Raw genomic sequence first — 23,883 nt, 5'->3', positions numbered from 1 at the left:
CGGGGAGGGTGACATGCGGCGCAAGCGTGGCAAAGATGGGGACATGGTCGAGGAAGGCGCTCTGCTCTGGGAACCCACGCCCGACGTCGTACGTGCGGCCCGGATCACCCGTTACATGGAACGACTGGGCCGCACCGGGGACTACGAGGACGTCTGGAAGTGGTCGGTCGAGTCTCCGGCCGACTTCTGGACCTCCATATGGGACTACTTCGGCGTGGTAGGTACGCGTGGCGACGGGCCCGTCATCCAGGGAACGATGCCGGACGCCGAATGGTTCGCGGGATCGGCCCTGAATTACGCCGAGAACGCGCTGCGCGGCCACCCTGGCCGGTCGGCGGTGATTTTCCGCAACGAATCGGGCAGCCGCTGGCAGTACTCGCTCGGTGAGCTCCGCGAGGAGGTCGCCCGGGTCCGGGCGGGCCTCGTGCGGCTGGGTGTCGGGCGTGGTGACCGGGTCGCCGCCTATGTGCCGAACATCCCCGAGGCCCTCATCGCCTTCCTGGCCACCGCCTCGCTCGGGGCGATCTGGTCCTCCTGCTCGCCCGACTTCGGCGCGCCCAGCGTGACCGACCGCTTCGCCCAGATCGAGCCGAAGGTGCTGGTCGCGGTGGACGGCTACCGCTACGGCGGCAAGGCGTACGACCGGTCGGCGGTGGTGCGCGAGATCGCCGGGAAGCTGCCGACGCTGGAGGCCACCGTATGGATTCCAGTGCTCCGCGAAGGCGCGCCCGATGACGCCCCCGATACCGCGCTGAGCTGGGACGACCTGCGTGCCGAGACCGCGCCGCTGGAGTTCGAGCGGGTGCCCTTCGGCCATCCCCTGTGGGTGCTGTACTCGTCCGGCACCACCGGCCTGCCCAAGCCCATCGTGCACGGCCACGGCGGCATCGTGCTGGAGCACCTCAAGTCGCTGTCCTTCCACCAGGACCTCGGCGAGGGCGATGTGTTCTTCTGGTACACCACCACGGGCTGGATGATGTGGAACTACCTCATCGGCGGCCTTCTGGTGGGGTCCACCGTCCTGCTGTACGACGGCAGCGCGGCCCACCCCGACACCGGCGCCCTGTGGCGGCTCGCCGCCGAGGAGGGCGTGACGTACTTCGGCACCGGCGCGCCGTACATCATGGCGTCGATGAAGGCCGGGGTGAAGCCGCAGGGGCTCGACCGGCTGCGCGGGATCGGCTCGACCGGCTCGCCGCTGCCGCCCGAGGGGTTCGCCTGGGTCTACTCGGATGTGCGGCCCGACGTGCAGCTCGGCTCGTTCTCCGGCGGCACCGACGTGTGCACCGGGTTCGTGGGTGCGGTGCCGCTGCTGCCGATCCGGGCCGGCGTGATCCCGTGCCGCTGCCTCGGCGCGTCCGTCGAGTCCTTCGACCCCGCGGGCGCCTCGATCGTGGGCGAGGTGGGGGAGCTCGTCATCACCCGGCCCATGCCGTCCATGCCGGTCATGTTCTGGAACGACCCCTCGGGCGACCGCTATCGGGAGTCGTACTTCGCCGACTACCCGGGTGTCTGGAGGCACGGCGACTGGATCAAGATCCTGCCCGACGGCGGCTGCGTCATCTACGGCCGCTCCGACTCCACCCTCAACCGCGGCGGCGTACGGATGGGCACCAGCGAGTTCTACCGCGTCGTGGAGCGCTTCGAGGAGATCGCCGACAGCCTCGTCATCGACACCGGGCAGCTCGGCCAGGAGGGCAGGCTGCTGCTGTTCGTCACCCTGGCCGACGGCGCGTCCCTGTCCGACGAGCTGACGTCTCGCCTGCGTACGACCCTGCGCACCGAGCTGTCGCCCCGGCACGTGCCCGACGAGATCCACGTGGTCCCCGGCATCCCGCGCACGCTGTCGGGCAAGAAGCTGGAGGTCCCCGTACGGAAGATCCTGCTCGGCACCCCGGTCGAGAAGGCCGCCAACCCCGACGCCATGGCCAACCCCGAGGTCCTCACCCACTTCGCGCCGCAGCAGTGAGGCCGGCCCGTCTATATAAGTGCACCTATAAGAAGTGCACTTATATAGAGTCTGAGTCCCGGCGGCGCGTTCAGACTGTCAGCACATGGACGTCGTACTTGGGAATCTGGCCGTCTCTGGTGACCAAGGAGAGTCCTTCGTGGCGGGCCTGAGCGATCAGCAGCCGGTCGAAGGGATCGCGGTGAAGGAGCGGTAGCCTCCCTGCCTCGATGGTGTGGCCGAAGCGAATCGGCAGTTCGCGGAACTCGCTGTCTCGGATTCGTTCGACGAGGTCGTCGGGTGCGACCAGCTTGCCGATGCTCTGCTTGATGGCCACCTCCCAAAGAGTGGCCGGGCTCACAAAGACCTCCGGCTCTTCCTCGATCATGCTCTTGATCTCGTCGGCGAGCGTCGGGTCGTCGCTCAGCCACCAAAGGACGACGTGTGTGTCGAGAAGCATCCTCACGGCAGCAACCCGAAATCCCTCGCGATGGTGTCGTTGACCTCAGGTGAGTCCCAGTCGTCGGCCATGTGAAGCTGCCCTTTCAGGGAGCCCCTGCCGCGGCGGCTCACCTTGGTCGGAAAGGGAATGACCTTGGCCACGGGACGACCGGCACGGCTGATGACGATCTCCTCGCCGTGCTCGACCCTGTCGATGATGCGCGACAAGTTCGTCTTCGCCTCGTGGATGTTGTATTGCTCGGTAGCGCCTTCTGACATCACCGACCTCCTTAGCTAAGTTAGCTTAGCCCGTAGATGCCGCCAGGACGCGTTCGTACGCGTCCTGGAGCAGTCGGGACGCGCGCGGGCGGCCGGGGTCGGGACGGGGGATGCCGAGGTGCGCCTCGCGCAGCTCGTCCATCAGGTTCTCCCACAGCGGTGGGCCGCCCTCCTCCAGCAGCTGCGCCCGGATGGTCAGCTCCGGTGTCGTCGGCCGATGGCGCAGGCCCCACGAGCCGAGCGCGACCATGATCGGAAGCGTCTGGATGCCCGCCTCGGTGAGGCTGTAGGTCCCCCGCCGTCCCCGCCCCGCGTCCTCATGGGTCAGCAGGCCACCGGCGACGAGCGCCTTGAGGCGGCTGCTGAGGATGTTCGACGCGATCCCCTCGTCGGAGTTGGCGAGCAGGTCACGGAAGTGCCGCCGCCCGCCGAAGATCACATCGCGCAGGACGATGAGGCTCCACCTGTCGCCGAGGGCCTCCACCGCCGCATTGATCGCGCACCCCGACCGCGGCTCGTGTCGCATGACCGACCTCCAACTGATTGCGTTTTGCCACTACCTAGTTTACGCTCAATCTCAGTAGTTGCAATCCGCAAGCAGTGGCCGGAAACAGGAGATCAGCAATGTCTCGCGTCAGAGTCCACAACTTCGCCGTCTCTCTGGACGGCTTCGCCACGGGCGAGGGGCAGAGCCTCGACGAGCCGTTCGGCCATGCCGGCGAACGGCTCCACGAGTGGTTCTTCGACACCCGGGTCTTTCGCGCCATGCAGGGGAAGACCGGCGGCGGCGCCGGGGTCGACGACGCCGTGGCCCGCACCTGGAACGAGGGCGTCGGCGCGGAGATCATGGGCCGCAACAAGTTCGGGCCGCAGCGGGGCCCGTGGGAGGACCACGAGTGGACCGGATGGTGGGGGCCGAACCCGCCGTTCCACACGCCGGTCTTCGTCCTGACCCATCACCCCCGGCCCTCGATCGAGATGGAGGGGGGAACCACGTTCCACTTCGTCGACGGCGGCCCCGAGGAGGCGCTGCGGCAGGCGCGCGAGGCCGCGGGCGATCTCGACGTGCGGATCGGCGGCGGGCCGAGCACCGTCCGCCAGTTCCTGGCCGCGGACCTGGTCGACCACATGCACGTCGCCGTCGTCCCGATCGTCCTGGGCCGCGGCGAACGCCTGTGGGACGGGCTCGAAGGGCTCGAGGAGCGCTTCGGGATCGAGTCCGTGACCACCCCGAGCGGCATCACCCACATGACCTTCACACGACGGTAGACCCTGAAAGGCTGACGGACATGACCGAGAACATCACTTCGAAGGACGGCACGACCCTCGCCGTCGACACGATCGGCCAGGGCGCGCCGGTGATCCTCGTCGGCGGCGCGTTCAACGACCGCTCCACCGTGGCCGGGCTCGGCGCCGAACTCGCGCCGGCGTTCACCGTCGTGACCTACGACCGGCGCGGCCGGGTGGCCAGCGACGACAAGAGCGACGACTACCGGGTCGCCAACGAGGTCGACGACCTGGCGGCCGTCATCGAGCACGTGGGCGGCAGGGCCTCGGCGTTCGGCCACTCCTCGGGCGCGATCCTCGTGCTGGAGGGGGCCATGCGCGGGCTGCCGATCGACCGGGTGGCCGTCTACGAGCCGCCGTACTGCGCGGACGAGAACCAGCCGAGGCCGGCGGCCGACATCTACGACCGGCTCACGGCCCTGGTCGCCGCCGGTGACCGCGACGGCGCGGTGGAGCTGTTCCTCCACGAGGCGGTCGGGGTGCCGGCCGAGGCGATCGCCGGGATGAAGGCCGGGGCCGAGTGGGCGTTCCTGGCCGACAAGGCGTCCAGCCTGCCGTACGACGTGCTGGTCAGCGCGCCCTGGCAGCTGATGCCGTTCGATCGGCTCGCCGCCATCGGCGTGCCGGTGCTGGCGGTCTACGGCGACCAGACCGCGCCGAACCTGGCGGAGGGGACGAAGGCCGTCGCGGCGGCCGTGCCCGGCGCCGAACTGCAGGTGATGCCCGGAGAGGACCACGGAGTGTTGCAGCGGCCGGCGGCGCTGGCGCAGCTCCTCGCGAAGTTCCTCGGCTGACGCGGTCTGCCCGGATCCGAGGCTGGGAAATTGTCGGAGCGGGCGGATACCGTCGGAGCGGCATGCGAATCGACGGCGCGACCCCTCAGCTCATCGGCAGGGAGCATCCTGCCGCGATGCTGCGTGCCGAGATCGCGCGGGCGGTCGGCAGTCACGGCGGCCTGACGCTGGTCGCCGGTGAGGCCGGCATCGGCAAGACCACGCTTGTCGCCAGCGCGGCCGAGGAGGCCAGGCGCCTGGGCGCGCTGGTCCTCGGCGGAGCCTGCTGGGAGTCCGACAACGCCCCCGGCTACTGGCCGTGGGTGCAGGTGCTGCGGGGCATGCGGCGGTGCGCCGCGCCCGAGGAGTGGGCGGCGGCCGAGGACGCCGCGGGCGCCGGACTGGCCGCGCTGCTGGGCGAGTCGCCGAGCGCCGACGCGGCCGAGGGCTTCCGGCTGTACGACGCGGTGACGAGCGCCCTGGTGGCGGTGTCCCAGAGCCGCCCCCTGGTGGTCGTGCTCGAAGACCTCCACTGGGCGGACGTCGCGTCGCTCAGGCTGCTGGAGTTCGCGGCCCAGCACACCTGGTTCGAGCGGGTGCTGCTGGTGGGCACCTACCGCGACGTGGAGGTGGAGTCGGCGGACCATCCGCTGCGGCCCCTCGTGCTGCCGCTCGTGGCGCGGGCGACCACGGTCACCTTGACCGGGCTCGAACGCGAGGAGGTCGGCGCATTGATGACCCGTGCCGCCGGCCGGGATCCGTCCACCGACCTCGTCGCCGAGGTGCACCGGCGCACCGGCGGCAACCCCTTCTTCGTCGAGCAGACGGCGCGGCTGTGGCGCAGCGGCGGTTCGGTCGCCACGATCGCTCCCGGCGTCCGCGACACCCTCCTGCGCCGGCTGTCCCTGCTCCCCGCGCAGGTCGTGGACCTTCTCGTCACCGCCGCGGTGCTCGGGCGTCAGTTCCATCGCCAGGCGCTGGCCGCCGTCGCCGCCGCTCCCGTTCTCCAGGTGGAACGGCTGCTCGACCAGGCGGTGGCCGCACGGCTCGTGGTGGCGAGCGGCGGGGCGGCGAGGGGCGGGGAGACCTTCGCGTTCGCCCACGACCTGGTCCGCCAGACGCTCTACGAGTCTCTCGACGAGAAGACGGCAACGCGGAGGCACGCCGCGGTCGTCCACGCCGTGGACCGGTCGCCCACCCTCGCCGAGCATGTGCTCCCCGCCGACGTAGCACGGCACGCCTACCTCGCCGGTGACCAGGTGGAGCCGGCCCACGCGGCGGACCGGCTGCTCGCCGCCGCCCGTGACGCCGCCGCGCGCCTGGCCACCGAGGAGGCGCTCGGGCACTATCGCAGGGCGCTCGAACTGGCCGCCGTCGCCGGCGAGCCGCGCCGGCGCGTCGTGATCGCACTCGAACTCGGCCGCGAGGTCTATCAGGGGGACGACCGCGACGGCGGCCGGCGCGCGTTCGAGGAGGCGGCCGCCGTCGCGCGGGAGACCGGCGAGCCCGAGCTGGTCGCCAGAGTGGCGCTGTCCGTCTACGCGGCCGGTGGCGGCGACGGCGGTCCGCTGGTCGCCGACCTGCTGCGGGAGGCGCACGGCGAGCTGGTCCGGGACGGCCGGCCCCCCGGCGAGGAGCCCTCCCTCGACCACCTCGCACGAGAGCTGGCCATCCATGTGGCTCTGCTCGCCCGGCGCGGCGAGGACGACGAGGCGCTGGCCTTCAGCCTGTGGGCCTCCCACGACGCCATCTGGGGCCTGGGCACCGCACCGGAGAGGGCGGCGCTCACCGGAGAGCTGCTGACTCTGGCCCGCCGCACGGGCGACGTGGAGATGGAGAGCATCGCCGCCGCGTTGCGCTGGGTGGCTCTGCTCGAGCAGGGAGACCCCTCCTACTTCGACCAGTTCCGCGAGTTCGTCACGCTCGGCGGCCGCGCCGACCTGCCGCGCATCGACATGGCCACGGCCAGCGACCGCAGCATCATCGCCGCACTCACGGGCGACTTCGGCCAGGCGGAGACCCTGCTCGACGAGCTCGCCCGGTTCGAGCACGGGCACGACCACTTCGCGTACATGCTGGACCATCATCGCTGGGCCGTGCGTATGCTCCAGGGCCGCGACGACGGCCTGGACGAGGTCCACCGTGCGCTGCGCAAGAGCCGGCACCCCTGCCCGGGCCTGCTGGAGGCGATGACCGCGCTGCGCAGGGGTGACGGCGCGACCGCACTGCGCCACCTGCGCGACACCATGGCCAGAGGCGAGCCGAGACGTTCGGTTCAACCCCTGTGGCTGCGGTTCCAGGCCATGGTGGCCGCCTGGTCGCGCGACCCGGAGCTGTGCGAGAAGGCGAGGGCCGAGCTCGATCCTTACCTCGGCACCTGGGCGGTGTCGCTGTACGGCTGGGACATCGGCGGCCCGGTGGTCCTCCTGCGTGCTCTCGTCGACGCGGCCCAGGAACGCTGGGACGAGGCGATCGACGGGTTCACCGCCGCCTGGCACTCCGCCGAACTGCTCCTCGCCCGCCCGTGGTCCGTCGAGGCGCGGGCGCATCTCGGCGAGGCGCTGCTGCGGCGGGGCCGCCCGGGCGACGCCGAGGAGGCCGGGAAGCTGCTGGACGAGGTGGAGGGCGAGGCGGGCCGGCTCGGCATGCGGCACATCCTGGAGCGCGTCCGCAGGAGCCGTACGCCGGTCGCCGGAGCCGGGTTCCGGTGGGACGGCGCGGTCTGGACCCTGGAGTTCGGCGGCGACACCGTTCGCCTGCCCGACGCCAAGGGCCTGCGCGACCTGCACTGCCTGCTGAGCCATCCCGGGGCCGACCTGCCCGCCGTACGGCTGCTCGCCCCGGAGGGCGGGGAGCTGGTCGTCGCCGCCCGGGGGATGGGCGGCGACGCGGTCCTCGACGAGAAGGCCAAGGCGCGATACCGGCGCCGGCTCGCGTTGCTCGACGAGGAGATCGACCGGGCGGCCGAGCGGGGAGACGACGGCCGGGCGGCGGAGTTCGACAGGGAGCGGGCGGCCCTGCTGGACGAGCTGCGTTCCGCCTCCGGGCTCGGCGGGCGTGACCGCCGTCTCGGCGACGAGGCGGAGCGCGCCCGCAAGGCCGTCACCGCCCGCATCCGTGACGTGCTGCGTAAGCTCGACCGCCTTCATCCCGCGATGGCCGCGCATCTGCGCGCGGCCGTCTCCACCGGTGCCACCTGCCGCTATCAACCCGGCCACGAGATCGCCTGGCGCCTGTGACCTATTTGCGGTTGTAGAGGCGCATGGTCAGCGCGCCGAAGACCAAGATTGACAGCGCGCCGCAGACCAGCACCCAGGTGATCTCCCCGGTGTCCGGGCTGCCCGCCATCAGGGAACGCGCGGCGGTGACCAGGTGGGAGATGGGGTTGACCCCGACGAACGCCTGCAGCCAGCCCGGCATGGTCTGCGGGTTCACGTAGACGTTGCTGAGGAAGGTGAGCGGGAACAGCACCAGCATGCTGACGCCCATCACCGACTTCTCGCTGCGCAGCAGCAGCCCGAACATCGTCCAGATCCACGAGAACGCGAACGAGAAGGCCACCAGCAGCGCGATCGCGGCCAGCACGCCGGCGACCCCGCCCGGCGGGCGGAAGCCCAGCACCAGGCCGACCACGAGGATGACCGTCGCGGCCATCGTGTAGCGGAGGGCGTCGCCGAGCAGGTAGCCGACCATGGTGGACGGCCGCCAGATCGGCAGCGTACGGAAGCGGTCGAAGACGCCCTTCTCGATGTCCTTGTTGACCTCGACCCCGGTGTACATCGTGATCATCACGACGCTCGTCACCATGATGCCCGGCAGCAGGAACTGCAGGTACTCCGTCGGCGAGCCCGCCAGCGCACCGCCGAACAGGTAGGTGAACATCAACGTCATCATGATCGGAAACGCGGTGACGTCGAACAGCTGCTCGGGCACGTGCTTGATCTTCAGCATCGCCCGCCAGCCGAACGTCAGAGAGGCCGACAGGGCGCTGGGGCGCGGCGGGCGTGCCCCGGGGGCCAGGACCGCGCCCAGCGTGTCGGCGGCGGGGACGAAGGACGTGCCGGTCTCGGTGGTCGTGGCACTCATGCCGCCTCCTCCTGAGCGTTCTTGTCGGTGGCCGGGTGATCCGTAAGTGCCAGGCTGTGTTCCCCAGGAGGCGCGCCTGTCAGCGCGAGGAAGGCCTCGTCCAGGCTGGGCTGGCCGAGGGAGAAGTCGTCCACGACGATGCCGGACGCCGCCAGCGCCCCGAGGGCCCGCGAGGCGCGCTCCGCGCCCGCGTCGGCGTCATCCCCGGCGATGCGGGCGGTCAGGGCCACGGGATCGGCCTCCAGCTGGACCTGGGTGTTCAGCTCCCTGGCCAGCACCCGCTCGGCCTCCGGCCGCTGCGCGGCATCCCGCAGCCGCACGTGCACCGACCCCGAGCCGACCGACGACTTGAGCTCGCCCGGCGTGCCCTCGGCGATGACCCTGCCGTGGTCGACGACCGCGATGCGCCCCGCCAGCCGGTCGGCCTCGTCCAGATACTGCGTGGTGAGCAGCACGGTCGTGCCGTGGGCGACCACGATCCTGACGATGTCCCAGACCTGGTTGCGGCTGCGCGGGTCGAGGCCGGTCGTGGGCTCGTCCAGGAACAACAGGTCGGGCGTGTTGAGGATGCTGGCCGCGATGTCCAGCCTTCTGCGCATGCCGCCTGAGTAGGTCTTGACCTGCCGGCCGGCGGCCTCGGTCAGCCCGAACGCCTCAAGCAGCCGCATGGCCCTGTCTCTGGCGGCGGCCCTCCTGTGGCCCAGCAGCCTGCCGAGCAGCACCAGGTTCTCCAACCCGGTCATCTCCTCGTCCACCGAGGCGTACTGGCCCGTCAGGCTCACCCGGCTGCGTACGGCGTCGGGCTCGCGCAGCACGTCGTGACCGAAGACCCTGGCCTCGCCGCCGTCCGGGCGCAGCAGGGTCGCCAGCATCTTGACCGCCGTGGTCTTCCCCGCCCCGTTGGGGCCGAGCACGCCGTACACCGTGCCTGCCGGCACCGTGAGGTCGAGCCCGTCCACCGCGCGGTTGTCGCCGAATGTCTTGACCAGGCCCGATGTCTCTATCGCCAGGTCCCGCATGATATGTCGTCTCCGTTCCGTCTAGCCGTTCACGGAAGAGGCGCCAGATCCGGGGCAGACGCCGCTAGATCCGATCTAGCGGTGCCCGCAGTGGCCGTGATGCCCGATCGTCGCCCCCCAGGGGGTGCCGTTTCGCGCCCGCGGAGAGGGCCGTGTGCAGTGCCGCCCGGGAGACCGCGCCGGGCTGGGCGAGGCGCCGGGAACGGCGGCGTTGAAGGCGTCGAGCACGGCGGTGTAGGCCGCCTTCTTCTCGCCGTTCCCGTCGAACAGCAGCGGGGTGTCGCTGCTGCGCCAGGAGTCGGGATCGCGCACGCCCCACACCGTGATGCCGGCGCAGCGGGGAACGGCCAGGCAGTCGGCGACCACGGCGGCGTACGTCGCGGCAGGGGCGCCCTGGACGTCCAGCTCGGTGATCTGGACGTCGACGCCGAGGGCGGCGAAGTTCCGCAGCGTGGTGCGGAAGCCGGCGTCGTAGGGGTTGCCGCTGCCGAAGTGGGCCTGGAAGCCGACGCAGTCGATCGGCACTCCGCGGTCCGTGAAGTCCTTGACCATGGCGTAGACGCTCTGGGTCTTGGCCCAGGTCCAGTTCTCGATGTTGTAGTCGTTGTAGCAGAGCTTCGCGGCCGGGTCGGCGGCCCGCGCGGTGCGGAAGGCGACCTCGATCCAATCGTCGCCGGTGTGCTGGAAGTTCGAGTTACGCCGGGCGCCGGTGCCGTCCGCGAAGGCCTCGTTGACCACGTCCCATGCGTAGATCCTGCCTTTGTAGTGGGTCATCACGCCGTCGATGTGATCGATCATCGCCTGGCGCAGCGCGCTGCCGCTGAGGGACTGCAACCAGCCCGGCTGCCCGGCGTGCCAGAGCAAGACCTCGTTCGTGCGCGCCGTGGTCGCAGGAACCGTGCAAGGAACCGTGACATCTGTCGTGGGCAGGTCGTGACAGATGGCGCAGGCCCGCACTGGGACGGCGGCGGAGGCTTGCCGTATGAACATTCATGACGGCGCACCCGCCCTCTCCGTCGCGGGGCTGCGCAAGACGTACGGCGAGACTCGTGCGGTCGACGGGATCGACCTGGTGGTGGACCGGGGGGAGGTGGTGGCCCTCCTCGGTCCCAACGGCGCGGGCAAATCCACCACGATCGACATGGTCGTCGGGCTGAGCCGTCCGGACGCCGGGGAGATCGCCGTGTTCGGTGCGTCTCCCCATGAGGCGGTGCGGCGCGGCATGGTGGGCGTGATGCCGCAGGAGGGCGCGCTGCTCGACGACGTGACCGTCCGGGAGACGGTGGCGCTGATCGCGTCACTGCACCGGACGCCGCTGCCGGCGGAGGAGGCGCTGCGCCGCGCCGGGGTGGCCGACCTCGCCGGCCGCCGGGCCGCGCTGCTGTCCGGCGGCCAGAAGCAGCGGGTGCGGTTCGCCATGGCGCTGGTGCCCGGCCCCGACCTGCTGGTGCTCGACGAACCGACGGCGGCCATGGACGTGACGGCTCGGCGGGAGTTCTGGCAGTCGATGCACGCCTTCGCCGAGACCGGCCGCACCGTGCTGTTCTCCACGCACTATCTGGAGGAGGCCGAGGCGTACGCCGATCGGGTCGTGCTGATGCACGCGGGGCGCATCGTGGCCGACGGCCCCGTGCATGCGGTCATGGCCGAGGTGTCCGGCCGTACGGTGACCGCGACCGTGCCCGGTGCCCGCGCCGAGGACCTGGGCGCGCTGCCGGGTGTGACGGCGGCGCACGTCCGCGACGGCCGGGCAGAACTGCGCTGCACCGACTCCGACCTCGTCGTACGGGAACTGCTGGCGCGCTATCCCGAGGCCCGGGACGTCGAGGTGGCCGCGCTGGGCCTGGAGGACGCGTTCCTGCGCCTGACCGGAGCGTCGGAGGCCGTGCGATGACCGGATATCTCGCGTTCGAGATCAGGCGGACCCTGCGGGACGCCAAGTTCCTGCTGTTCGCGGTCGCGCTGCCGGTGGGCCTGTATCTGCTGATGGCCGACCGCTTCGCCGACCAGGGGGCTCCCGCGTCGTACGTGATGGGCGGCGTCGCGGCGTTCGGGTCGATGAAGGCGGCGCTCGACGTCGGCGCCCGCACGGCGGTGGAGCGCGGCATCGGCTGGCAGCGCCAGTTGCGGCTCACTCCGCTCAGCGGCGGCGGCTATCTGCTGGCCAAGGCGTCGGTGGCGATGGTCGTGGCGCTGCCGCCGGTGGCCGGGGTGTCGCTGGTCGCCGCGCTCGTCGGCGGGGTGCACCTGTCTGCCGGCGGATGGGCACTGGCCGTGCTCGGCGTGTGGGCGGGCACGGTGCCGTTTGCCCTGCTCGGCCTGCTGATCGGCCAGTTCGTCGGCGCCCAGAGCCTGCAGGCGTACCAGGGGGCGGTGGTGCTGGTGCTCAGCTTCGTCGGCGGGCTGTTCATCCCGGTGAGCACGTTCCCCGACGCGCTCGCGACCGTGGCCAAGGTGCTGCCGAGCTACTGGCTCGCCCAGGTCGGGCACGCCGCCGCACTGGACGGTGCCGGTGGGGTTGGCGGCGGGGAGGGCGGCGGGCAGGCCGCGCTGGTCCTGGCGCTGTACACGCTCGTGCTGGGCGTCGCCGTGGCCGTCCGGTATCGCCGCGACACCGCTCGGGCCTAGGGTGATTGACGTGGGCGAGCAGGGCGTATGGGGGCGTTCCGCCTGGCCGGCGTGGAACCCGGCCCGGCCGGGGGCCCGCTCGGCTCGCGTACGCGGTGTCGTCGTGTTGTCGCTTTTCCTCCTGTGGCCGCTCTGGGAGATCCTGCGCCCGGAGGCCGGCGGGCCGGATGCGGCGCTCGGGGCCGTCCTCCCCCTGTACGGCGCGGGGTGGCTCGTCGCCATGACCGCCGGGCCCCGCCTGCCGCCCCGGCGGCGGATCCTGCTCGTCGGGACGCTGTTCGCGCTGGCGGTCGTGGCGGCGCTGCTGCGTGGCGGCCCGCTCTACCTCGGCCACGCCGGCCTCTTCAGCTTCGTGCTCGCGGCGGCGGCGTGGCTGTTCCCGGCGCTGTGGGCCGTGCTCCTCGGGCTGGGGATCGGGACGGCCCAGGCACTCGTGCAGTGGGCGACGCCCGGGCCGATCCACTGGAATCTCATGGGCGGCCTCTTCCCGGCCGTCGTGATCCCGGTGGCCGTGGTGCTGCTGATCCGGCTCGTCGTCCAGCTCGGCCAGGCCCGCGAGGAGATCGCGGCGCTGGCCGCGGCGGCGGAGCGCGACCGGCTGGCCAGGGACCTCCACGACGTGCTCGGGCACAGCCTGACCACGATCACGGTGAAGACCGGCCTGGCCCGCCGGGTGCTGGAGAGCGGCGGCGACGTCGAACGCGCGCTGGCCGAGCTGCGCGACGTCGAGCGGCTGTCCCGGGAGGCGCACGGCGAGGTGCGCCTGACCGTGTCGGGCCGCCGCCGGCCGTCCCTGGCCGCCGAGCTGGCGGGGGCCCGCGCCGCGCTGCGGGCCGCCGGGATCAGCCCGATCCTCCCGCCGTCCGCGGACCACGTCCCGGCCGAGCTGGCCGAGCCCTTCGCATACGTCCTGAGAGAGGGGGTCACCAACGTGATCCGGCACAGCGGCGCCACCCGGTGCGAGGTGCGGCTCGGAGACGACTGGCTGGAGGTGCGCGACGACGGCCCCGGGCGGGACGCGGCGAAGCCGGGCAACGGCCTGTCCGGGCTGGCCGAGCGGTTGCGGGCCGTCGGAGGGCGGGTCGAGGCGGGCCCGCTGCCCGCGGGCGGCTTCCGGCTGCGGGCGAGCCGCGCATGATCAGGGTGCTGCTCGCCGACGACCAGGCGCTCGTACGCGGGGCGCTGGCGGCGATGCTCGCGCTGGAGCCCGACATCGAGGTGGTGGCCCAGGTCGGCTCGGGCGAGGAGGTCGTCGAGGCGGCGCGGCGCAGCCGGCCGGACGTGGCCTTGCTCGACGTGCAGATGCCGGGCAGGGACGGCCTGGAGGTCACGGCCGACCTGCGTGCCGCGCTCCCGTCCTGCCGGGTGGTGATCTGCACGACCTTCGGGCGGCCCGGCTACTTCGCCCGGGCGATGGAGAACGGCGCCTCGGGCTTCGTCGTGAAGGACGCGCCGCCCGAGCACCTGGTCGACACGGTGCGCCGGGTCCACGCGGGCCTGCGCGTGGTCGATCCCGCCCTGGCCGCGGAATCGCTCGCCAGCGGGTCGAGCCCGCTGACCGCGCGGGAGCGCGACGTCCTGCGCGCGGCCCGGCAGGGCGGCACCGTGGCGGAGATAGCCCGGAGCCTGCACCTGTCGGCAGGGACCGTACGCAACCACCTGTCGGCGGCGATCGGCAAGACCGGCGCCGGCACCCGCGCCGAGGCCGCGCTGATAGCCGACGAACACGGCTGGCTCTAACGCCTCACATCGCGTACGAGGACGGCCAGAAGGCGACCCGGCGGTGGTCGTCCTGGAAACGAGTGATCGTCAGGACGACCGCGATGGCCAGGGCGGCGGCCCCGATGGTCAGGACGTTGCCGGCGACGCCGAAAAGGGCGGCATCCCGAATGGCCGGCAACTCCTTGGAATTGGCGAACAACACGCTCAGCCCCCTCGTCACGAACGAGGTGACCCACCATGCCAGCCACCAGGCCCAGACAAGACCGGAACGGCGGGCGGCCGCGAGGCTTCCGGTCTCCTGGATGGCGCCCGGCCGGGAAGACGTCCAGATGTCGTCGACGATCTGTTTCGGGAACCAGAGACTGACGATCGGCGCGAACCACCCGAAGATCAGCCAGGGTCTGGCGCGCCGGTGCGGCCACGGGCTCAGCGTCTCGGCATTCGCCCTGGCCCGGAACAGCCAGATCAGGAACATGACGGCGGTGGCGTAGTAGGCGACGGTCTCCACCGGCCCGGACATCGCATAGAACCTGTCGTTGGTTTCGAGATCGCTGAGGGGAACGGAATTCATGTCGGCCATGAACCTGTCGATGAGCACGATGCGCTGCACGTCGACGGCGAAGGCGAGCACGCGCACCACGGCGTCGACGACCAGCATCACGACGGCCGCCGTCCCCAGGCCCCGTATCGGACGCAGAGGTGTGAGCGGTGGTGCGGGATACACGATGACTCCTCGAAATAGGCCGACGAGTCATCATGCAGCAGAGCTCCGAGCCCGGCCGCGCGCGTATCTCACCCGGGATGATGCTGTGATCGAGCCGGGATCGGGTCATTCGGAGTACCGCCGGAGCGGACGACGCCGCACTCCGGTCGCCGACGTCCCCCGGGAAAATGGAATGACCGGAAAGCGGGTCACGCGCGAGAATCGCCCGCGTGTCCCAGCCGATATTGCAGACCGACCGCATCACGCTTGTTCCGCTGTCCGACGAACACCTCGAGCACGAGATCGAACTCGACGCCGATCCCGAGGTCATGCGCTATCTCACCGGCCGCGCGCGTAGCCGTGAGGAAGTGGAGGTTCTCCATCGGCAGCGGCTCGCCGCCGCGCACGACGCTGCCGGGCTCGGCTTCTGGGTGGGGTTCGTGGACGGCCGGTTCGTCGGCTGGTGGCTTCTTGAGCCGCCCGCGCGTGCCGACCAGGGCCCGGCCGAAGGACAGGCCGAACTCGGATACCGGCTCCTGCGGCGCTGCTGGCGCCAGGGCCTGGGCAGCGAGGGAGCCCGCGAGCTCCTTCGCTACGGATTCGAAGATCTTCGACTGAACCGTGTCTTCGCCGAGACCATGGCGGTCAACGCCGCCTCCCGCGCGACGATGACCGCGATCGGCATGCGGTACGTCCGTACGTTCCCCATGGACTGGGAAGAGCCGCTCCCCGGCAGCGAGCTCGGTGAGGTCGAGTACGCGATCACCCGGGAGCAGTGGCTCGTTTCCCGATCGGCCACCGCCTGATCCGGTTAGGTTGACGGAATGGAAGTGGAGATCAGCGGCGTACCGGTGCATTTCGCCGAGCACGGCGACGGGATGCCCGTTCTGGCGTTGCACGGAGCGGGGGTGGACCATCGCGAGATGGTCGGCGCCTTGGAACCCGTCTTCCGCGACCGGCCCGGTTATCGGCGCGTCTACCCGGACCTGCCGGGCATGGGGCGCACTCCGGTGGCCGACCGGCTCCGCGGCTCCGACGACGTCCTCGATCTCGTGCTCGGTCTGGTTGACGCCGTTGCCGGCGATCAGCGGTTCGCGGTCGTCGGCCACTCGTTCGGCGGATATTTGGCCAGGGGCGTCGCCGCCCGGCGCCCGGCCCAGGTCACGGGGCTGGCGCTGATCTGCCCCCTCGGCGAGGACGCGCGTGACGTGCCCGCACACGAGGTGCAGCACGCCTCGGCCGACGTGGCCGACGCGCTGAGCCCGGCCGAGCAGGCCCAGTTCCGCGACTACTTCGTGGTGCAGACGCCCGCCACTCTCGAACGGTTCCGTGAGCACGTGGCTCCGGCCCTGCCCCTGGTCGACCGGGACGGCCTTGGGCGGGTCTTCGAACAATGGCGGCTGAGCGACACCTCCGCGTACCCGGGCCCGACCCTGATCCTCACCGGCCGCCAGGACGCCACGGTGGGGTACGCCGGTGCGTGGGAGCTGGTGGAGCGATATCCGCATGCCACGTACGCCGTCCTGGACCGGGCCGGCCACGCGCTGCCGCACGAGCAGACCGGGCTGCTGGCCGCGCTCATCGGCGAGTGGCTCGACAGAGTGACGATCTGTTAGAGATTCGCCGGGTACGGATCGCTTCGCAGCCTGCTGTACATCCAGCCGTCGCGCCACTGACCGCGGAGGAACTCCACCGCGCGTAGGACGCCCTCGAAGGTGAATCCGGCCTTCTCCAGCGACTTCTGCTCCGCGATGTTCTCCGGATGGGTGAACGCCTGGATGCGCTCGACCGGGGTGTGGGTGAACAGGTAGTCGCACAGCATCGCCTGAGCGCGCCAGCCGATGCCGCGCCCCCGCCGGTCAGGAAGCAGGGCGATCCCTATCTCCCAGAATCGGGAGAGCCCGACCCCCCGCGCCGACCAGCTCACCAGGCCCGCGGCCGTGCCGTCGGCCTCGACGATGAGCCTGCTGTCGTCCTCGCCCAGGTATCCGTCCTTGGCGTAGCGCCGCGCCGGGCCCTGAGCGTCGCGGAATCCCGCCCAGTCGAGGCCGATCAGCCCCGGCTCCGTGACGAACCGCCGGAACATGTCGAGATCGTCCTCCTGCACCGGCCGCAGCCGTACCTCTAGCGCGCTCACCGTGCCGCCTCCCCTCGATGCTCTTCGACACTAGCCCCGAGATCATCAGCCCGTGACGGCGCGAAGGGCGCCGGGGCGGCGGCCGGTGAGGCGGTCGAGCCTGGCGGCGGTGGAGTCGTCCGCGGGGAGGTAGGCGATCAGGAGCTGGCTGTCGTCGTCGGACAGGCCGAGGGTCTCGTAGGCCAGCCGCAGTTCGCCCGCCTCCGGGTGCGCCAGCCGTTCGAGGCCGGTGCGCCTGGACGGGCCGGACGCAGTCGCCAACCGGCCGGTGAAGGGCGCGCCGACGGCGAGGGTCAGCTCGTTGACGAGGTGCTCGACGTGCGGGTCCTTCCGGGAGACCCCTGGTTTCAGCCCGGCGAGCCGCTCGCCGGCGACCCGGTCCCACTCGGGATACGCGGCTCTGGCCCGGGGGTCGGCGAAGACGTACCGCACCAGGTTGGGCGGCCGGCGGTCCAGCAATCCGATGGGTCCGGCGAGCCGCTCGTAGCCGTACGTGTGGGCGAGCACGTCACCGAGCCGGTTGACGACCACTGCCGGGGCGGGTTCGAGCCGGTCGAGCAGTGCCCGGACGGTGGGACGGACCGACTGCGCGGGCGGCCCCTGGCACGGGCCGACGAGCCGGCCGGCGCCATCGGCCGCCTTGAAATGGTGGAGCAGATGGAGGCGGTCGCCGGCGGACAGGCGTAACGCGTCGGCGAGGGCGGCGAGCACGGGCACCGAGGGGTGACGATCACGTCCCTGCTCAAGCCGGGTGAGGTATTCGACGCTGATCCCGGCGAGCGTGGCCAGTTCGGAACGGCGAAGGCCGGGGGTGCGGCGGCGGCCGCCGCCGGGCAGCCCGACCTCGGCGGGGGTGACGGCCTCGCGGCGGGCCCGCAGGAACTCGCCCAGAGTGTTGTCGCTCACGATTCGCAGGCTACCGACTGGCCTCGTCTCCGATCGTGGCCCTGCGGGGGCCAGTCTCGGCCCGGCCTCCCTCCGGCGGTCCCTGTCACCGGATCCTTGGCGCTGCTCAAGGTTTTCCACTGTCGTTTCGTGAGGAGCACTGAAATGGATCTGGGACTCACCGGCCGTACGGTCGTCGTGACGGGGGCCTCCGGCGGCATCGGGCGCGAGATCGCCCGCGGGTTCGCCGCCGAAGGGGCCGACGTGGTGCTCGCCTATCACCACTCGCAGGCGGGCGCGGAGCGGCTCGCCAAGGAGATCGACGGACGCTCGCTCGTCGCCCCGTACGAGCTGGACGACGACGAAGCGGCCCGCGGCCTGGTCGAGAGCGTGCTCGCCTGGTCCGGCCGGATCGACGTGCTGGTCAACAACGCCGTGCACTGGGGCGCCGCGGAGCCGGACGCCGGCCTCTCCTTCGACGCCGTGCCCGACGAGAGGTGGCGGAAGGTGATCCGGGCCAACGTCGAGGGGGCGCTGCGGCTCAGCCGGGCGGTCGTCCCGTCGATGCGAGAGCGCGGATGGGGCCGGATGGTGCACATCTCGTCGAGCATCGCGGTCGACGGCATGCCCGGTGGGGAGTACTACGGGGCGGCCAAGGCGGCACTGCACGGTTTCAGCAGGTCCGCCGCGTTCGGGCTGGGGAAGGACGGCGACATCCTGTCCAACGTCGTCATGCCCGGGTTCACCAGGACCGAGACCAACGTCGCGATGGCCGAGCAGTGGGGCGGGCACTACAGCGCGCGGGCTCCGATCGGCCGTCTGCTCGACGCCGCCGAGGTCGCGGGCGCCGTCGTCTACCTGGGCTCGGCCGCCAACACCGGCATCACCGGACAGGCCATCAAAGTGACCGGCGGGGCCTGACACCTGTTCGCTGTGACGACCCGATGCGAGCCCGCGCTGAAGCCGCCGCCTGGTCAGTGCCGGACGACCTGCGGGCCCGCACGACTTGGGCCGCGGTTTCGTACCGCTAGAGGTGGTTCTACTGGCGCATGAGCGTGAAGGTGTGCTGACCCTCCGCGCCAAGCTCGGCGTCGAGCGTCTTGTCGTCGAGCGCGGGCGCCACCTCCGCCTCGACGAAGACCCGGGTATCCGCCTTCTCGATCACCTGGTCGCCGGCCTGCGGCGCACTCACCAGAGACAGTTCGAGGGAGGCTTCCGGGCCGGGCTTCGCCGCCAGTCGCAGGCCCGCCTCATCGGGGATGTTGTCACCGGCCATCAGATCACGAATCGCCATGACGGCGTTGTCGGTCAGCGTCAGCATTGGCATGCTCCTTCACGAATGGGGGACGGATTTTCCGGACGGCCGGAGGGAACCCCGGCACCGCATGTGGCCGGGACGGCCCCACGGCGAGTGTGCAACGCCGGCCACTCCGACCTCGTTACGCCGTACCCCCGATCCGTGGGGGAAACCGCGTACCGCTCCGGCCGTGCACGTCCTACCGATCACTTCCGCCCATCGGTCCTCTTCCCATCGCTTGTTCTCACCGGTGGTTCGGTGTGTGCGGCAACAGCATGGGGTCCGACATCGGGCCCCTCTCACTCGTACGCATGATGCTACACATGCAGAGCTGATTACTTGTTTTTCCGTAGTAACTAGTACTAGCGTCGTAGTCATGATTCTTGTCACCGGAGCGACGGGGCTCAGTGGATCGATCGTGGTCCAGGAGTTCGCCCGGCAGAACGCTCCCGTCCGAGCGCTGGTCAGGAACCCGGACAAGGCCAGGAAGCTCCATGAGCTGCCGGGCGTGGAAGTGGTGGAGGGCGACATGCTGCGCCCCGAGACCCTGACGGCCGCCCTGCGCGGCGTGGAGCGCGCCCTCATGATCTCCTCCCCGAGGGAGCGGATGGTGGAGACGCAGTGCACGTTCGTCGACGCGGCCAAGGCCGCGGGCGTGCCGCACATCGTGAAGTACTCCGGCAAGGAGTCGGGCGTCGGGTTCGATCCCGACAGCTTCATCGGGACGCATGAGCACCTGCAGATCGAGCGCCACCTCGAGGCGTCCGGCCTGGCCTGGACCCATCTGCGTCCGAGCCAGTTCATGGAGTTCTACCTGCCCGGCACCCTCACCGGGGTGGATCCGCTCCGGCGGGAGCTGCGCATGTCCATCGGCGACAGCAGGCTGGCGCCCGTCGCCATCGAGGACGTCGCGAAGGTCGCGGTCGCGCTGCTCAACTCCGACGGCCACGAGGGCAGGGCGTACGACATGACCGGCCCGGAGGCGCTGACGATGAAGGAGGTCGTCGAGCACATCTCGGCGGCGACGGGAACCGCCTTCCGCCATGTTGAGCTGCCTTTGGAGGACAAGCTGCGCGAGTGCGCGGAGGCGGGGATGCCCGGACCGTCCATCCGGATCCTGCGTGAGCTGTTCGCCGAGCGCGGGCGGCGTCCCGAGTCCGAGGTGCGGCTGGAGACCCACCGGGCCTTCGGAGTGCGGCCCACGACCTTCGCCGAGTTCGCCCGCGGCCACGCGGCGGCGTTCCTCGGTCAGGCGGGTGGCGACGGGCGGTGGTGACGATGCGGGCCGTGGTCGCACAGGAGGTCGGCGAGCCGGGCGACGTCCTCACGGTTCGCCGCGTGCCGGTGCCCGAGCCCGGACCGGGACAGGTCCTCGTGCGCGTGGACGCGGCGCCGGTGCACGCCGGCGACCTGCACGTCATCCGAGGCCGGTACGGCTATGCGCCGCCGTTCCCGGCGGTGCCCGGACTGGAGTGCGCCGGAACCGTCGCCGCGCTCGGGCCGGGCGCCGGGGCCGGTGAGGACGGCGAGGACGGCGAGGACGGTGAGGACGGGCTGCGGCTCGGGCAGCGGGTGACCACGGTCGGTGTGACCGGGACCTGGCAGGAGTTCGTGGTCGCGGACGCCGCGCAGGTCCTTCCGGTGCCCGATTCGCTGAGCGTCTCCACCGCGGCGCAGCTGATCGTCTCTCCGCTCACCGCGTGGCTGCTGGTCACCGGGCTCGACCTCGGGCCCGGCGATTGGCTCGTGCAGACGGCCGCCGGCTCCACGGTCGGGCAGCTCGTCCTCGACCTGTCACACCATCTGGGCTTCCATACGGTGAATGTCGTCCGCCGCCGGGCCACCGTGGACCGGATCCGCGCTCTCGGCGGCACGGAGGTGGTCTGCACCGAAGACGAGGACCTGCCGGAACGGCTGGGCCACATCACCGCCGCCCGGCCGGTGTCCAAGGCGATCGACTGCGTGGCCGGGCGGGTCGGGGCCGACGTCCTCCGAGCACTGGCCCCCGGCGGGGAACTCGTGGTCTACGGAGCGTTGTCCACGCACCGCCAGACCGACCCGGCCATGCTCGGCATTCCCGTGCCCGCCGACGCGATCATCTTCGGTGGCAGGAGCGTGCGCGGGTTCTTCCTGTCGCGCTGGTTCGCCACCACGCCTCCACAGGTCGCGCGCCGCGAGCTGGGCGAGGTGATCGCGCTGGTCGAGAAGTCGGCGATGACCGTCCCCGAGGGGCAGGCGATCCCCGCCGAGCGTGCGCTGGACGCGGTCCGCCTGGCCGAGGCGCCCGGCCACGGCGGCAAACCGCTCCTGGTGTTCTAGACCGCTTTCCGGCCGCCCCCCGGCGGCCGACAATCACTGGAGGATGGAATGAGTTCGGAACTTCACGAGGCGGCCGCCGGGCCGGCCGAGGAGCTCGCCGTACGGGCCCTGTTCGAGGCGACGTCGGCCGCATGGTCGGACGGTGACGGCGGCGCGTTCGCGGGCCGGTACGCGCGGGACGCCACCGTGATCCTGCCCGGGGTCCACCTGCGGGGCAGGGACGGCATCGGGTCCGCCATGGGCGCCGCCTTCGCGGGGCCGCTGAAAGACTCGAGGCGCGTCCACAGGACGGAGAGCGTCCGGTTCCCCGTTCCGGACGTGGCCGTCGTGATCACGCGGAGCGTCACCGTGTTCGCGGGGGAGGCGGAGCCGCCGGCCGACCGGTGGGAGCTGGCGACCTGGACGCTCGTGCGGCGCGACGGCGAATGGCTCGTCGAGGCGTATCACAGCTCCCCGGCCGGGACGCCCGGCTGACGCTTCATGGCCGCACTACGGGAAAGCAAGCACCTGCTCCGGGTTGAGTAGGATGAGCGCGTGACCACGGCACGCACGTACGGCGACCCCTGTGCCGCGGCGCGCGCCCTCGACCTGGTCGGCGAGCGCTGGGCACTGATGATCGTCCGGGACCTGCTCTTCGGCCCGAAGCGCTACAGCGACCTGCAGAGCGGCCTGCCCAACGCCAGTCCGACCGTGCTCTCGCAGCGGCTGCGCGATCTGGAGGAGGGCGGGGTGATCCGGCGGCGCAAGCTGGGCCCGCCGGCGCGCGCATGGGTCTACGAGCTCACCGAGTGGGGCCACGACCTGGAGCCGATCCTCGTGCACCTGGGCCGATGGGGCCGGCGGTCTCCGCTGAAGGAGACGACGACGCCCCTCGGGATCGATTCGCTGGTGCTCGCGGTGAAGAGCCACCTCGACCCCGCCCGGCTGGGCGACCTCGACGCGACGTTCCTGGTCGACGTGGGCGAGGACGTCTTCACCCTCCGCGTGTCCGGCGGCGAGCTCGCGATCCGCAGGGGCGAGCCGGATCGGTGGGACGCGGCCCTGCGGACCGATCCGGCCGGCCTCAAGGCCCTGGTGATCGACGGGACCCCGCCCGGCCAGGTCGAGGAGCGGCTGGAGACCACCGGCGACCGCGCGGCCCTCCAGCGGCTGCTCGACGCCCTCGCGACCGAGTGACCGAAAGGGAGATCGCACGTGAGCTCGTCACCGGCATCGAGTGAGGTCGAGACCCTCCTCGGCTACCTGAACTGGAAGCGGCGGCACGTCCTCGACATCCTCGACGGCCTGGACGAAGCCGACCTCCGGCGCCCTGTCCTTCCGTCGGCCTGGACCCCCGTCGGCCTCGTCAACCATCTCGCCCTCGACGTCGAGCGCTTCTGGTTCCGCGCGGTCTTCGGCGCCGACCCCGAGGCGGTGGCCTCGTTCGCCACCCCGACGGACGCATGGCAGGTGCCCGGCGACCGGCTCGCCTCGGAGGTGTTCGACCTCTACCGCGAGGAGACGGCCCGCGCCGGCGAGGTGATCGCTTCCAGCGGCCTCGACCAGACGCCGCGCTGGTGGCCGGACTACCGCGACGACCGGCCGCCGCGCGACCTGCGTGCGGCGATCCTCCACGTCCTCGTCGAGACGGCGACCCACGCCGGCCATCTCGACGCGGTGCGTGAGCTGATCGACGGCAAGCAGTTCCTCGTCCTGGACTGAATGGAGAGAGTCAGGAGGCGGGGCATCGGTAGGCGGCGTGGCGGTTGGGGGAGCAGCACACCACGCCGCACGTGAGGAACCGGCCGCCGGTCAGCCAGATGCCCCACTGCACGTCGACGCCGTTGGCCAGTGCCTCGCGGGCGTTGTGCAGCCGGACGTCGAGTCCGATCCGGGCCTCGTCCGCCGGGCGGAGGAAGGAACTCTCCATCGACCGGTAGCGCTCTGCCAGCCACGCGAGCGCGTCGTCGGGAGTGGCCGGGGAGGCGTCGATCCGGCGGGCCGGCTTCAGCAGCCAGTCGCACGTACGCATCGGCGGCAGCGGGGAGCTCGTGAACTGGCCGGGGTCGGCGGGCGGCAGCGGCGGTCGCCGCTCGGCCTCGCTGCGCAGCTCTTCCCCGATGCCGCTCCACACGTAGCAGTGCAGGTGCATGACGCTCCGTACAGTGGGGGTGGCCCCTGCCTGCTATCACCGGGCAGGGGCCACCGTGCTCCTACAGTGTGGTCAGGCCTGCCGCGCGAAGCTCGGCACCGGTGAAGCGGAGAGTCCCGGCATCCGGGTTCTTACTGTCACGCAGGGCGAAGGCGCCGGTCTCGCCCGGAACTTGAAATCACCTTGCTGCCCTCTTCTGATGACAGGAGAGGGCAGCAATCATTCGGC

Annotated in this window: 28 protein-coding genes; 16 read left to right on the top strand and 12 right to left on the bottom strand. The window is 71.4% G+C overall.

Annotated elements, in window-relative coordinates; translation table 11 throughout:
• Positions 1 to 43 precede the first annotated feature (43 nt).
• Positions 44 to 1,969: an acetoacetate--CoA ligase gene (locus tag ACIBK1_RS19985; protein ID WP_363527921.1), complete on the top strand. Its 1,926-nt coding sequence runs from the start codon at positions 44 to 46 to the stop codon at positions 1,967 to 1,969.
• Between the two features lie 70 nt (positions 1,970 to 2,039).
• Here ACIBK1_RS19985 and ACIBK1_RS19980 read toward each other — a convergent pair whose 3' ends face one another.
• The 3 genes from ACIBK1_RS19980 to ACIBK1_RS19970 are packed head-to-tail and all read right to left on the bottom strand — an operon-like array spanning position 2,040 to position 3,194.
• Positions 2,040 to 2,408: a type II toxin-antitoxin system VapC family toxin gene (locus tag ACIBK1_RS19980; RefSeq protein ID WP_396737266.1), complete on the bottom strand. Its 369-nt coding sequence runs from the start codon at positions 2,406 to 2,408 to the stop codon at positions 2,040 to 2,042.
• Positions 2,409 to 2,410: 2 nt separating this feature from the next.
• Entirely contained in the window at positions 2,411 to 2,668 is a 258-nt protein-coding gene (locus ACIBK1_RS19975) for a type II toxin-antitoxin system Phd/YefM family antitoxin (protein WP_396736772.1), read from the bottom strand.
• 25 nt (positions 2,669 to 2,693) lie between these two features.
• Positions 2,694 to 3,194, bottom strand: coding sequence for a winged helix-turn-helix transcriptional regulator (locus ACIBK1_RS19970; protein ID WP_396736769.1), 501 nt, complete (start codon positions 3,192 to 3,194; stop codon positions 2,694 to 2,696).
• 98 nt (positions 3,195 to 3,292) lie between these two features.
• On the opposite strand from ACIBK1_RS19970, the gene ACIBK1_RS19965 reads away from it, so the two are divergent.
• From ACIBK1_RS19965 to ACIBK1_RS19955, 3 genes are all read left to right on the top strand, one after another.
• The gene (locus ACIBK1_RS19965) at positions 3,293 to 3,937 is read left to right on the top strand and encodes a dihydrofolate reductase family protein (protein ID WP_396736766.1); all 645 of its coding nucleotides are present in this window, start codon (positions 3,293 to 3,295) and stop codon (positions 3,935 to 3,937) included.
• A 20-nt stretch (positions 3,938 to 3,957) separates the two neighbouring features.
• The gene (locus ACIBK1_RS19960; RefSeq protein WP_030509304.1) at positions 3,958 to 4,749 is read left to right on the top strand and encodes an alpha/beta fold hydrolase; all 792 of its coding nucleotides are present in this window, start codon (positions 3,958 to 3,960) and stop codon (positions 4,747 to 4,749) included.
• 62 nt (positions 4,750 to 4,811) lie between these two features.
• The gene (locus ACIBK1_RS19955) at positions 4,812 to 7,967 is read left to right on the top strand and encodes an ATP-binding protein (protein WP_396736762.1); all 3,156 of its coding nucleotides are present in this window, start codon (positions 4,812 to 4,814) and stop codon (positions 7,965 to 7,967) included.
• Position 7,968: 1 nt separating this feature from the next.
• Here ACIBK1_RS19955 and ACIBK1_RS19950 read toward each other — a convergent pair whose 3' ends face one another.
• The 3 genes from ACIBK1_RS19950 to ACIBK1_RS19940 all read right to left on the bottom strand — a co-directional run bounded on the left by ACIBK1_RS19950 (position 7,969) and on the right by ACIBK1_RS19940 (position 10,697).
• A complete protein-coding gene (locus ACIBK1_RS19950; protein ID WP_396736759.1) occupies positions 7,969 to 8,814 on the bottom strand; it encodes an ABC transporter permease in 846 nt (281 codons plus the stop codon).
• Positions 8,811 to 9,833 carry an ATP-binding cassette domain-containing protein gene (locus ACIBK1_RS19945; RefSeq protein WP_396736756.1) on the bottom strand — a complete coding sequence of 341 codons (1,023 nt, stop codon included), beginning with the start codon at positions 9,831 to 9,833 and terminating at the stop codon, positions 8,811 to 8,813. The genes ACIBK1_RS19950 and ACIBK1_RS19945 overlap by 4 nt, the downstream gene beginning before the upstream one ends.
• A 75-nt stretch (positions 9,834 to 9,908) precedes the next feature.
• Positions 9,909 to 10,697 carry an endo-1,4-beta-xylanase gene (locus tag ACIBK1_RS19940; protein ID WP_396736753.1) on the bottom strand — a complete coding sequence of 263 codons (789 nt, stop codon included), beginning with the start codon at positions 10,695 to 10,697 and terminating at the stop codon, positions 9,909 to 9,911.
• A gap of 118 nt (positions 10,698 to 10,815) precedes the next feature.
• On the opposite strand from ACIBK1_RS19940, the gene ACIBK1_RS19935 reads away from it, so the two are divergent.
• The 4 genes from ACIBK1_RS19935 to ACIBK1_RS19920 are packed head-to-tail and all read left to right on the top strand — an operon-like array spanning position 10,816 to position 14,201.
• A complete protein-coding gene (locus ACIBK1_RS19935; RefSeq protein WP_357320689.1) occupies positions 10,816 to 11,727 on the top strand; it encodes an ABC transporter ATP-binding protein in 912 nt (303 codons plus the stop codon).
• Positions 11,724 to 12,461 (top strand): ABC transporter permease, encoded by a 738-nt coding sequence (locus tag ACIBK1_RS19930; RefSeq protein WP_030509298.1) that lies wholly within the window; start codon positions 11,724 to 11,726, stop codon positions 12,459 to 12,461. The genes ACIBK1_RS19935 and ACIBK1_RS19930 overlap by 4 nt, the downstream gene beginning before the upstream one ends.
• 10 nt (positions 12,462 to 12,471) lie before the next feature.
• The gene (locus ACIBK1_RS19925) at positions 12,472 to 13,599 is read left to right on the top strand and encodes a sensor histidine kinase (protein WP_197042712.1); all 1,128 of its coding nucleotides are present in this window, start codon (positions 12,472 to 12,474) and stop codon (positions 13,597 to 13,599) included.
• Positions 13,596 to 14,201 carry a response regulator transcription factor gene (locus tag ACIBK1_RS19920; RefSeq protein WP_030509296.1) on the top strand — a complete coding sequence of 202 codons (606 nt, stop codon included), beginning with the start codon at positions 13,596 to 13,598 and terminating at the stop codon, positions 14,199 to 14,201. Before ACIBK1_RS19925 ends, ACIBK1_RS19920 begins: the two co-directional genes overlap by 4 nt.
• 4 nt (positions 14,202 to 14,205) lie before the next feature.
• Here ACIBK1_RS19920 and ACIBK1_RS19915 read toward each other — a convergent pair whose 3' ends face one another.
• On the bottom strand, positions 14,206 to 14,907 hold the full coding sequence (locus ACIBK1_RS19915; protein ID WP_396736749.1) for a DUF4328 domain-containing protein: 702 nt from the start codon (positions 14,905 to 14,907) through the stop codon (positions 14,206 to 14,208).
• A gap of 209 nt (positions 14,908 to 15,116) precedes the next feature.
• Here ACIBK1_RS19915 and ACIBK1_RS19910 point away from each other — a divergent pair, with 209 nt between their 5' ends.
• Both ACIBK1_RS19910 and ACIBK1_RS19905 read left to right on the top strand, forming a co-directional pair.
• A complete protein-coding gene (locus ACIBK1_RS19910; protein WP_076432955.1) occupies positions 15,117 to 15,692 on the top strand; it encodes a GNAT family N-acetyltransferase in 576 nt (191 codons plus the stop codon).
• 18 nt (positions 15,693 to 15,710) lie between these two features.
• The gene (locus tag ACIBK1_RS19905) at positions 15,711 to 16,502 is read left to right on the top strand and encodes an alpha/beta fold hydrolase (RefSeq protein WP_396736745.1); all 792 of its coding nucleotides are present in this window, start codon (positions 15,711 to 15,713) and stop codon (positions 16,500 to 16,502) included.
• On the opposite strand, the gene ACIBK1_RS19900 is transcribed toward ACIBK1_RS19905, so the two are convergent.
• Positions 16,499 to 17,023, bottom strand: a complete 525-nt coding sequence (locus ACIBK1_RS19900; protein ID WP_030509292.1) for a GNAT family N-acetyltransferase — start codon at positions 17,021 to 17,023, stop codon at positions 16,499 to 16,501. The two genes, ACIBK1_RS19905 and ACIBK1_RS19900, sit on opposite strands and share 4 nt — an antisense overlap.
• A gap of 45 nt (positions 17,024 to 17,068) precedes the next feature.
• Complete coding sequence (locus ACIBK1_RS19895) at positions 17,069 to 17,929, bottom strand: helix-turn-helix domain-containing protein (RefSeq protein ID WP_396736741.1); 861 nt, start codon at positions 17,927 to 17,929, stop codon at positions 17,069 to 17,071.
• Between the two features lie 144 nt (positions 17,930 to 18,073).
• On the opposite strand from ACIBK1_RS19895, the gene ACIBK1_RS19890 reads away from it, so the two are divergent.
• Positions 18,074 to 18,829 (top strand): SDR family NAD(P)-dependent oxidoreductase, encoded by a 756-nt coding sequence (locus ACIBK1_RS19890; protein WP_396736738.1) that lies wholly within the window; start codon positions 18,074 to 18,076, stop codon positions 18,827 to 18,829.
• 118 nt (positions 18,830 to 18,947) lie between these two features.
• Here ACIBK1_RS19890 and ACIBK1_RS19885 read toward each other — a convergent pair whose 3' ends face one another.
• Entirely contained in the window at positions 18,948 to 19,229 is a 282-nt protein-coding gene (locus ACIBK1_RS19885; protein WP_396736735.1) for a HesB/IscA family protein, read from the bottom strand.
• 352 nt (positions 19,230 to 19,581) lie between these two features.
• Here ACIBK1_RS19885 and ACIBK1_RS19880 point away from each other — a divergent pair, with 352 nt between their 5' ends.
• Genes ACIBK1_RS19880 through ACIBK1_RS19860 form a run of 5 tightly spaced genes read left to right on the top strand, consistent with a single transcriptional unit; the run spans position 19,582 to position 23,225 of the window.
• Positions 19,582 to 20,481: an SDR family oxidoreductase gene (locus ACIBK1_RS19880; RefSeq protein WP_396736732.1), complete on the top strand. Its 900-nt coding sequence runs from the start codon at positions 19,582 to 19,584 to the stop codon at positions 20,479 to 20,481.
• Positions 20,482 to 20,492: 11 nt separating this feature from the next.
• Entirely contained in the window at positions 20,493 to 21,524 is a 1,032-nt protein-coding gene (locus ACIBK1_RS19875; protein WP_396736729.1) for a zinc-dependent alcohol dehydrogenase family protein, read from the top strand.
• Positions 21,525 to 21,572: 48 nt separating this feature from the next.
• Positions 21,573 to 21,998, top strand: a complete 426-nt coding sequence (locus ACIBK1_RS19870; RefSeq protein WP_396736726.1) for an SgcJ/EcaC family oxidoreductase — start codon at positions 21,573 to 21,575, stop codon at positions 21,996 to 21,998.
• Positions 21,999 to 22,058: 60 nt separating this feature from the next.
• Positions 22,059 to 22,700 (top strand): winged helix-turn-helix transcriptional regulator, encoded by a 642-nt coding sequence (locus ACIBK1_RS19865; RefSeq protein WP_396736723.1) that lies wholly within the window; start codon positions 22,059 to 22,061, stop codon positions 22,698 to 22,700.
• Positions 22,701 to 22,718: 18 nt separating this feature from the next.
• Positions 22,719 to 23,225, top strand: coding sequence for a DinB family protein (locus ACIBK1_RS19860; RefSeq protein WP_396736720.1), 507 nt, complete (start codon positions 22,719 to 22,721; stop codon positions 23,223 to 23,225).
• A gap of 10 nt (positions 23,226 to 23,235) precedes the next feature.
• Here the strand turns inward: ACIBK1_RS19860 and ACIBK1_RS19855 are convergent, their stop codons facing one another.
• Together ACIBK1_RS19855 and ACIBK1_RS19850 are read right to left on the bottom strand one after the other, a co-directional pair.
• Positions 23,236 to 23,655, bottom strand: coding sequence for a hypothetical protein (locus tag ACIBK1_RS19855; RefSeq protein ID WP_357319012.1), 420 nt, complete (start codon positions 23,653 to 23,655; stop codon positions 23,236 to 23,238).
• A 61-nt stretch (positions 23,656 to 23,716) separates the two neighbouring features.
• On the bottom strand, positions 23,717 to 23,800 hold the full coding sequence (locus ACIBK1_RS19850) for a DUF397 domain-containing protein (RefSeq protein WP_357319036.1): 84 nt from the start codon (positions 23,798 to 23,800) through the stop codon (positions 23,717 to 23,719).
• Between the last annotated feature and the right edge of the window lie 83 nt (positions 23,801 to 23,883).

It is taken from the genome of Microbispora rosea (assembly GCF_044460045.1).
GTDB classification, from domain to species: domain Bacteria; phylum Actinomycetota; class Actinomycetes; order Streptosporangiales; family Streptosporangiaceae; genus Microbispora; species Microbispora rosea.
The sequence above is the reverse complement of the archived record's forward strand: the minus strand, read 5'-3'. Positions and strand labels throughout refer to the sequence as shown.

Bases quoted from the DNA above. Each gene is read 5' to 3' on its own strand.
- ACIBK1_RS19985 (WP_363527921.1), top strand. From the start codon at position 44: ATGGTCGAGGAAGGCGCTCTGCTCTGGGAACCCACGCCCGACGTCGTA.
- ACIBK1_RS19980 (WP_396737266.1), bottom strand. From the start codon at position 2,408: ATGCTTCTCGACACACACGTCGTCCTTTGGTGGCTGAGCGACGACCCG.
- ACIBK1_RS19975 (WP_396736772.1), bottom strand. From the start codon at position 2,668: ATGTCAGAAGGCGCTACCGAGCAATACAACATCCACGAGGCGAAGACG.
- ACIBK1_RS19970 (WP_396736769.1), bottom strand. From the start codon at position 3,194: ATGCGACACGAGCCGCGGTCGGGGTGCGCGATCAATGCGGCGGTGGAG.
- ACIBK1_RS19965 (WP_396736766.1), top strand. From the start codon at position 3,293: ATGTCTCGCGTCAGAGTCCACAACTTCGCCGTCTCTCTGGACGGCTTC.
- ACIBK1_RS19960 (WP_030509304.1), top strand. From the start codon at position 3,958: ATGACCGAGAACATCACTTCGAAGGACGGCACGACCCTCGCCGTCGAC.
- ACIBK1_RS19955 (WP_396736762.1), top strand. From the start codon at position 4,812: ATGCGAATCGACGGCGCGACCCCTCAGCTCATCGGCAGGGAGCATCCT.
- ACIBK1_RS19950 (WP_396736759.1), bottom strand. From the start codon at position 8,814: ATGAGTGCCACGACCACCGAGACCGGCACGTCCTTCGTCCCCGCCGCC.
- ACIBK1_RS19945 (WP_396736756.1), bottom strand. From the start codon at position 9,833: ATGCGGGACCTGGCGATAGAGACATCGGGCCTGGTCAAGACATTCGGC.
- ACIBK1_RS19935 (WP_357320689.1), top strand. From the start codon at position 10,816: ATGAACATTCATGACGGCGCACCCGCCCTCTCCGTCGCGGGGCTGCGC.
- ACIBK1_RS19930 (WP_030509298.1), top strand. From the start codon at position 11,724: ATGACCGGATATCTCGCGTTCGAGATCAGGCGGACCCTGCGGGACGCC.
- ACIBK1_RS19920 (WP_030509296.1), top strand. From the start codon at position 13,596: ATGATCAGGGTGCTGCTCGCCGACGACCAGGCGCTCGTACGCGGGGCG.
- ACIBK1_RS19905 (WP_396736745.1), top strand. From the start codon at position 15,711: ATGGAAGTGGAGATCAGCGGCGTACCGGTGCATTTCGCCGAGCACGGC.
- ACIBK1_RS19890 (WP_396736738.1), top strand. From the start codon at position 18,074: ATGGATCTGGGACTCACCGGCCGTACGGTCGTCGTGACGGGGGCCTCC.
- ACIBK1_RS19885 (WP_396736735.1), bottom strand. From the start codon at position 19,229: ATGCTGACGCTGACCGACAACGCCGTCATGGCGATTCGTGATCTGATG.
- ACIBK1_RS19880 (WP_396736732.1), top strand. From the start codon at position 19,582: ATGATTCTTGTCACCGGAGCGACGGGGCTCAGTGGATCGATCGTGGTC.
- ACIBK1_RS19870 (WP_396736726.1), top strand. From the start codon at position 21,573: ATGAGTTCGGAACTTCACGAGGCGGCCGCCGGGCCGGCCGAGGAGCTC.
- ACIBK1_RS19855 (WP_357319012.1), bottom strand. From the start codon at position 23,655: ATGCACCTGCACTGCTACGTGTGGAGCGGCATCGGGGAAGAGCTGCGC.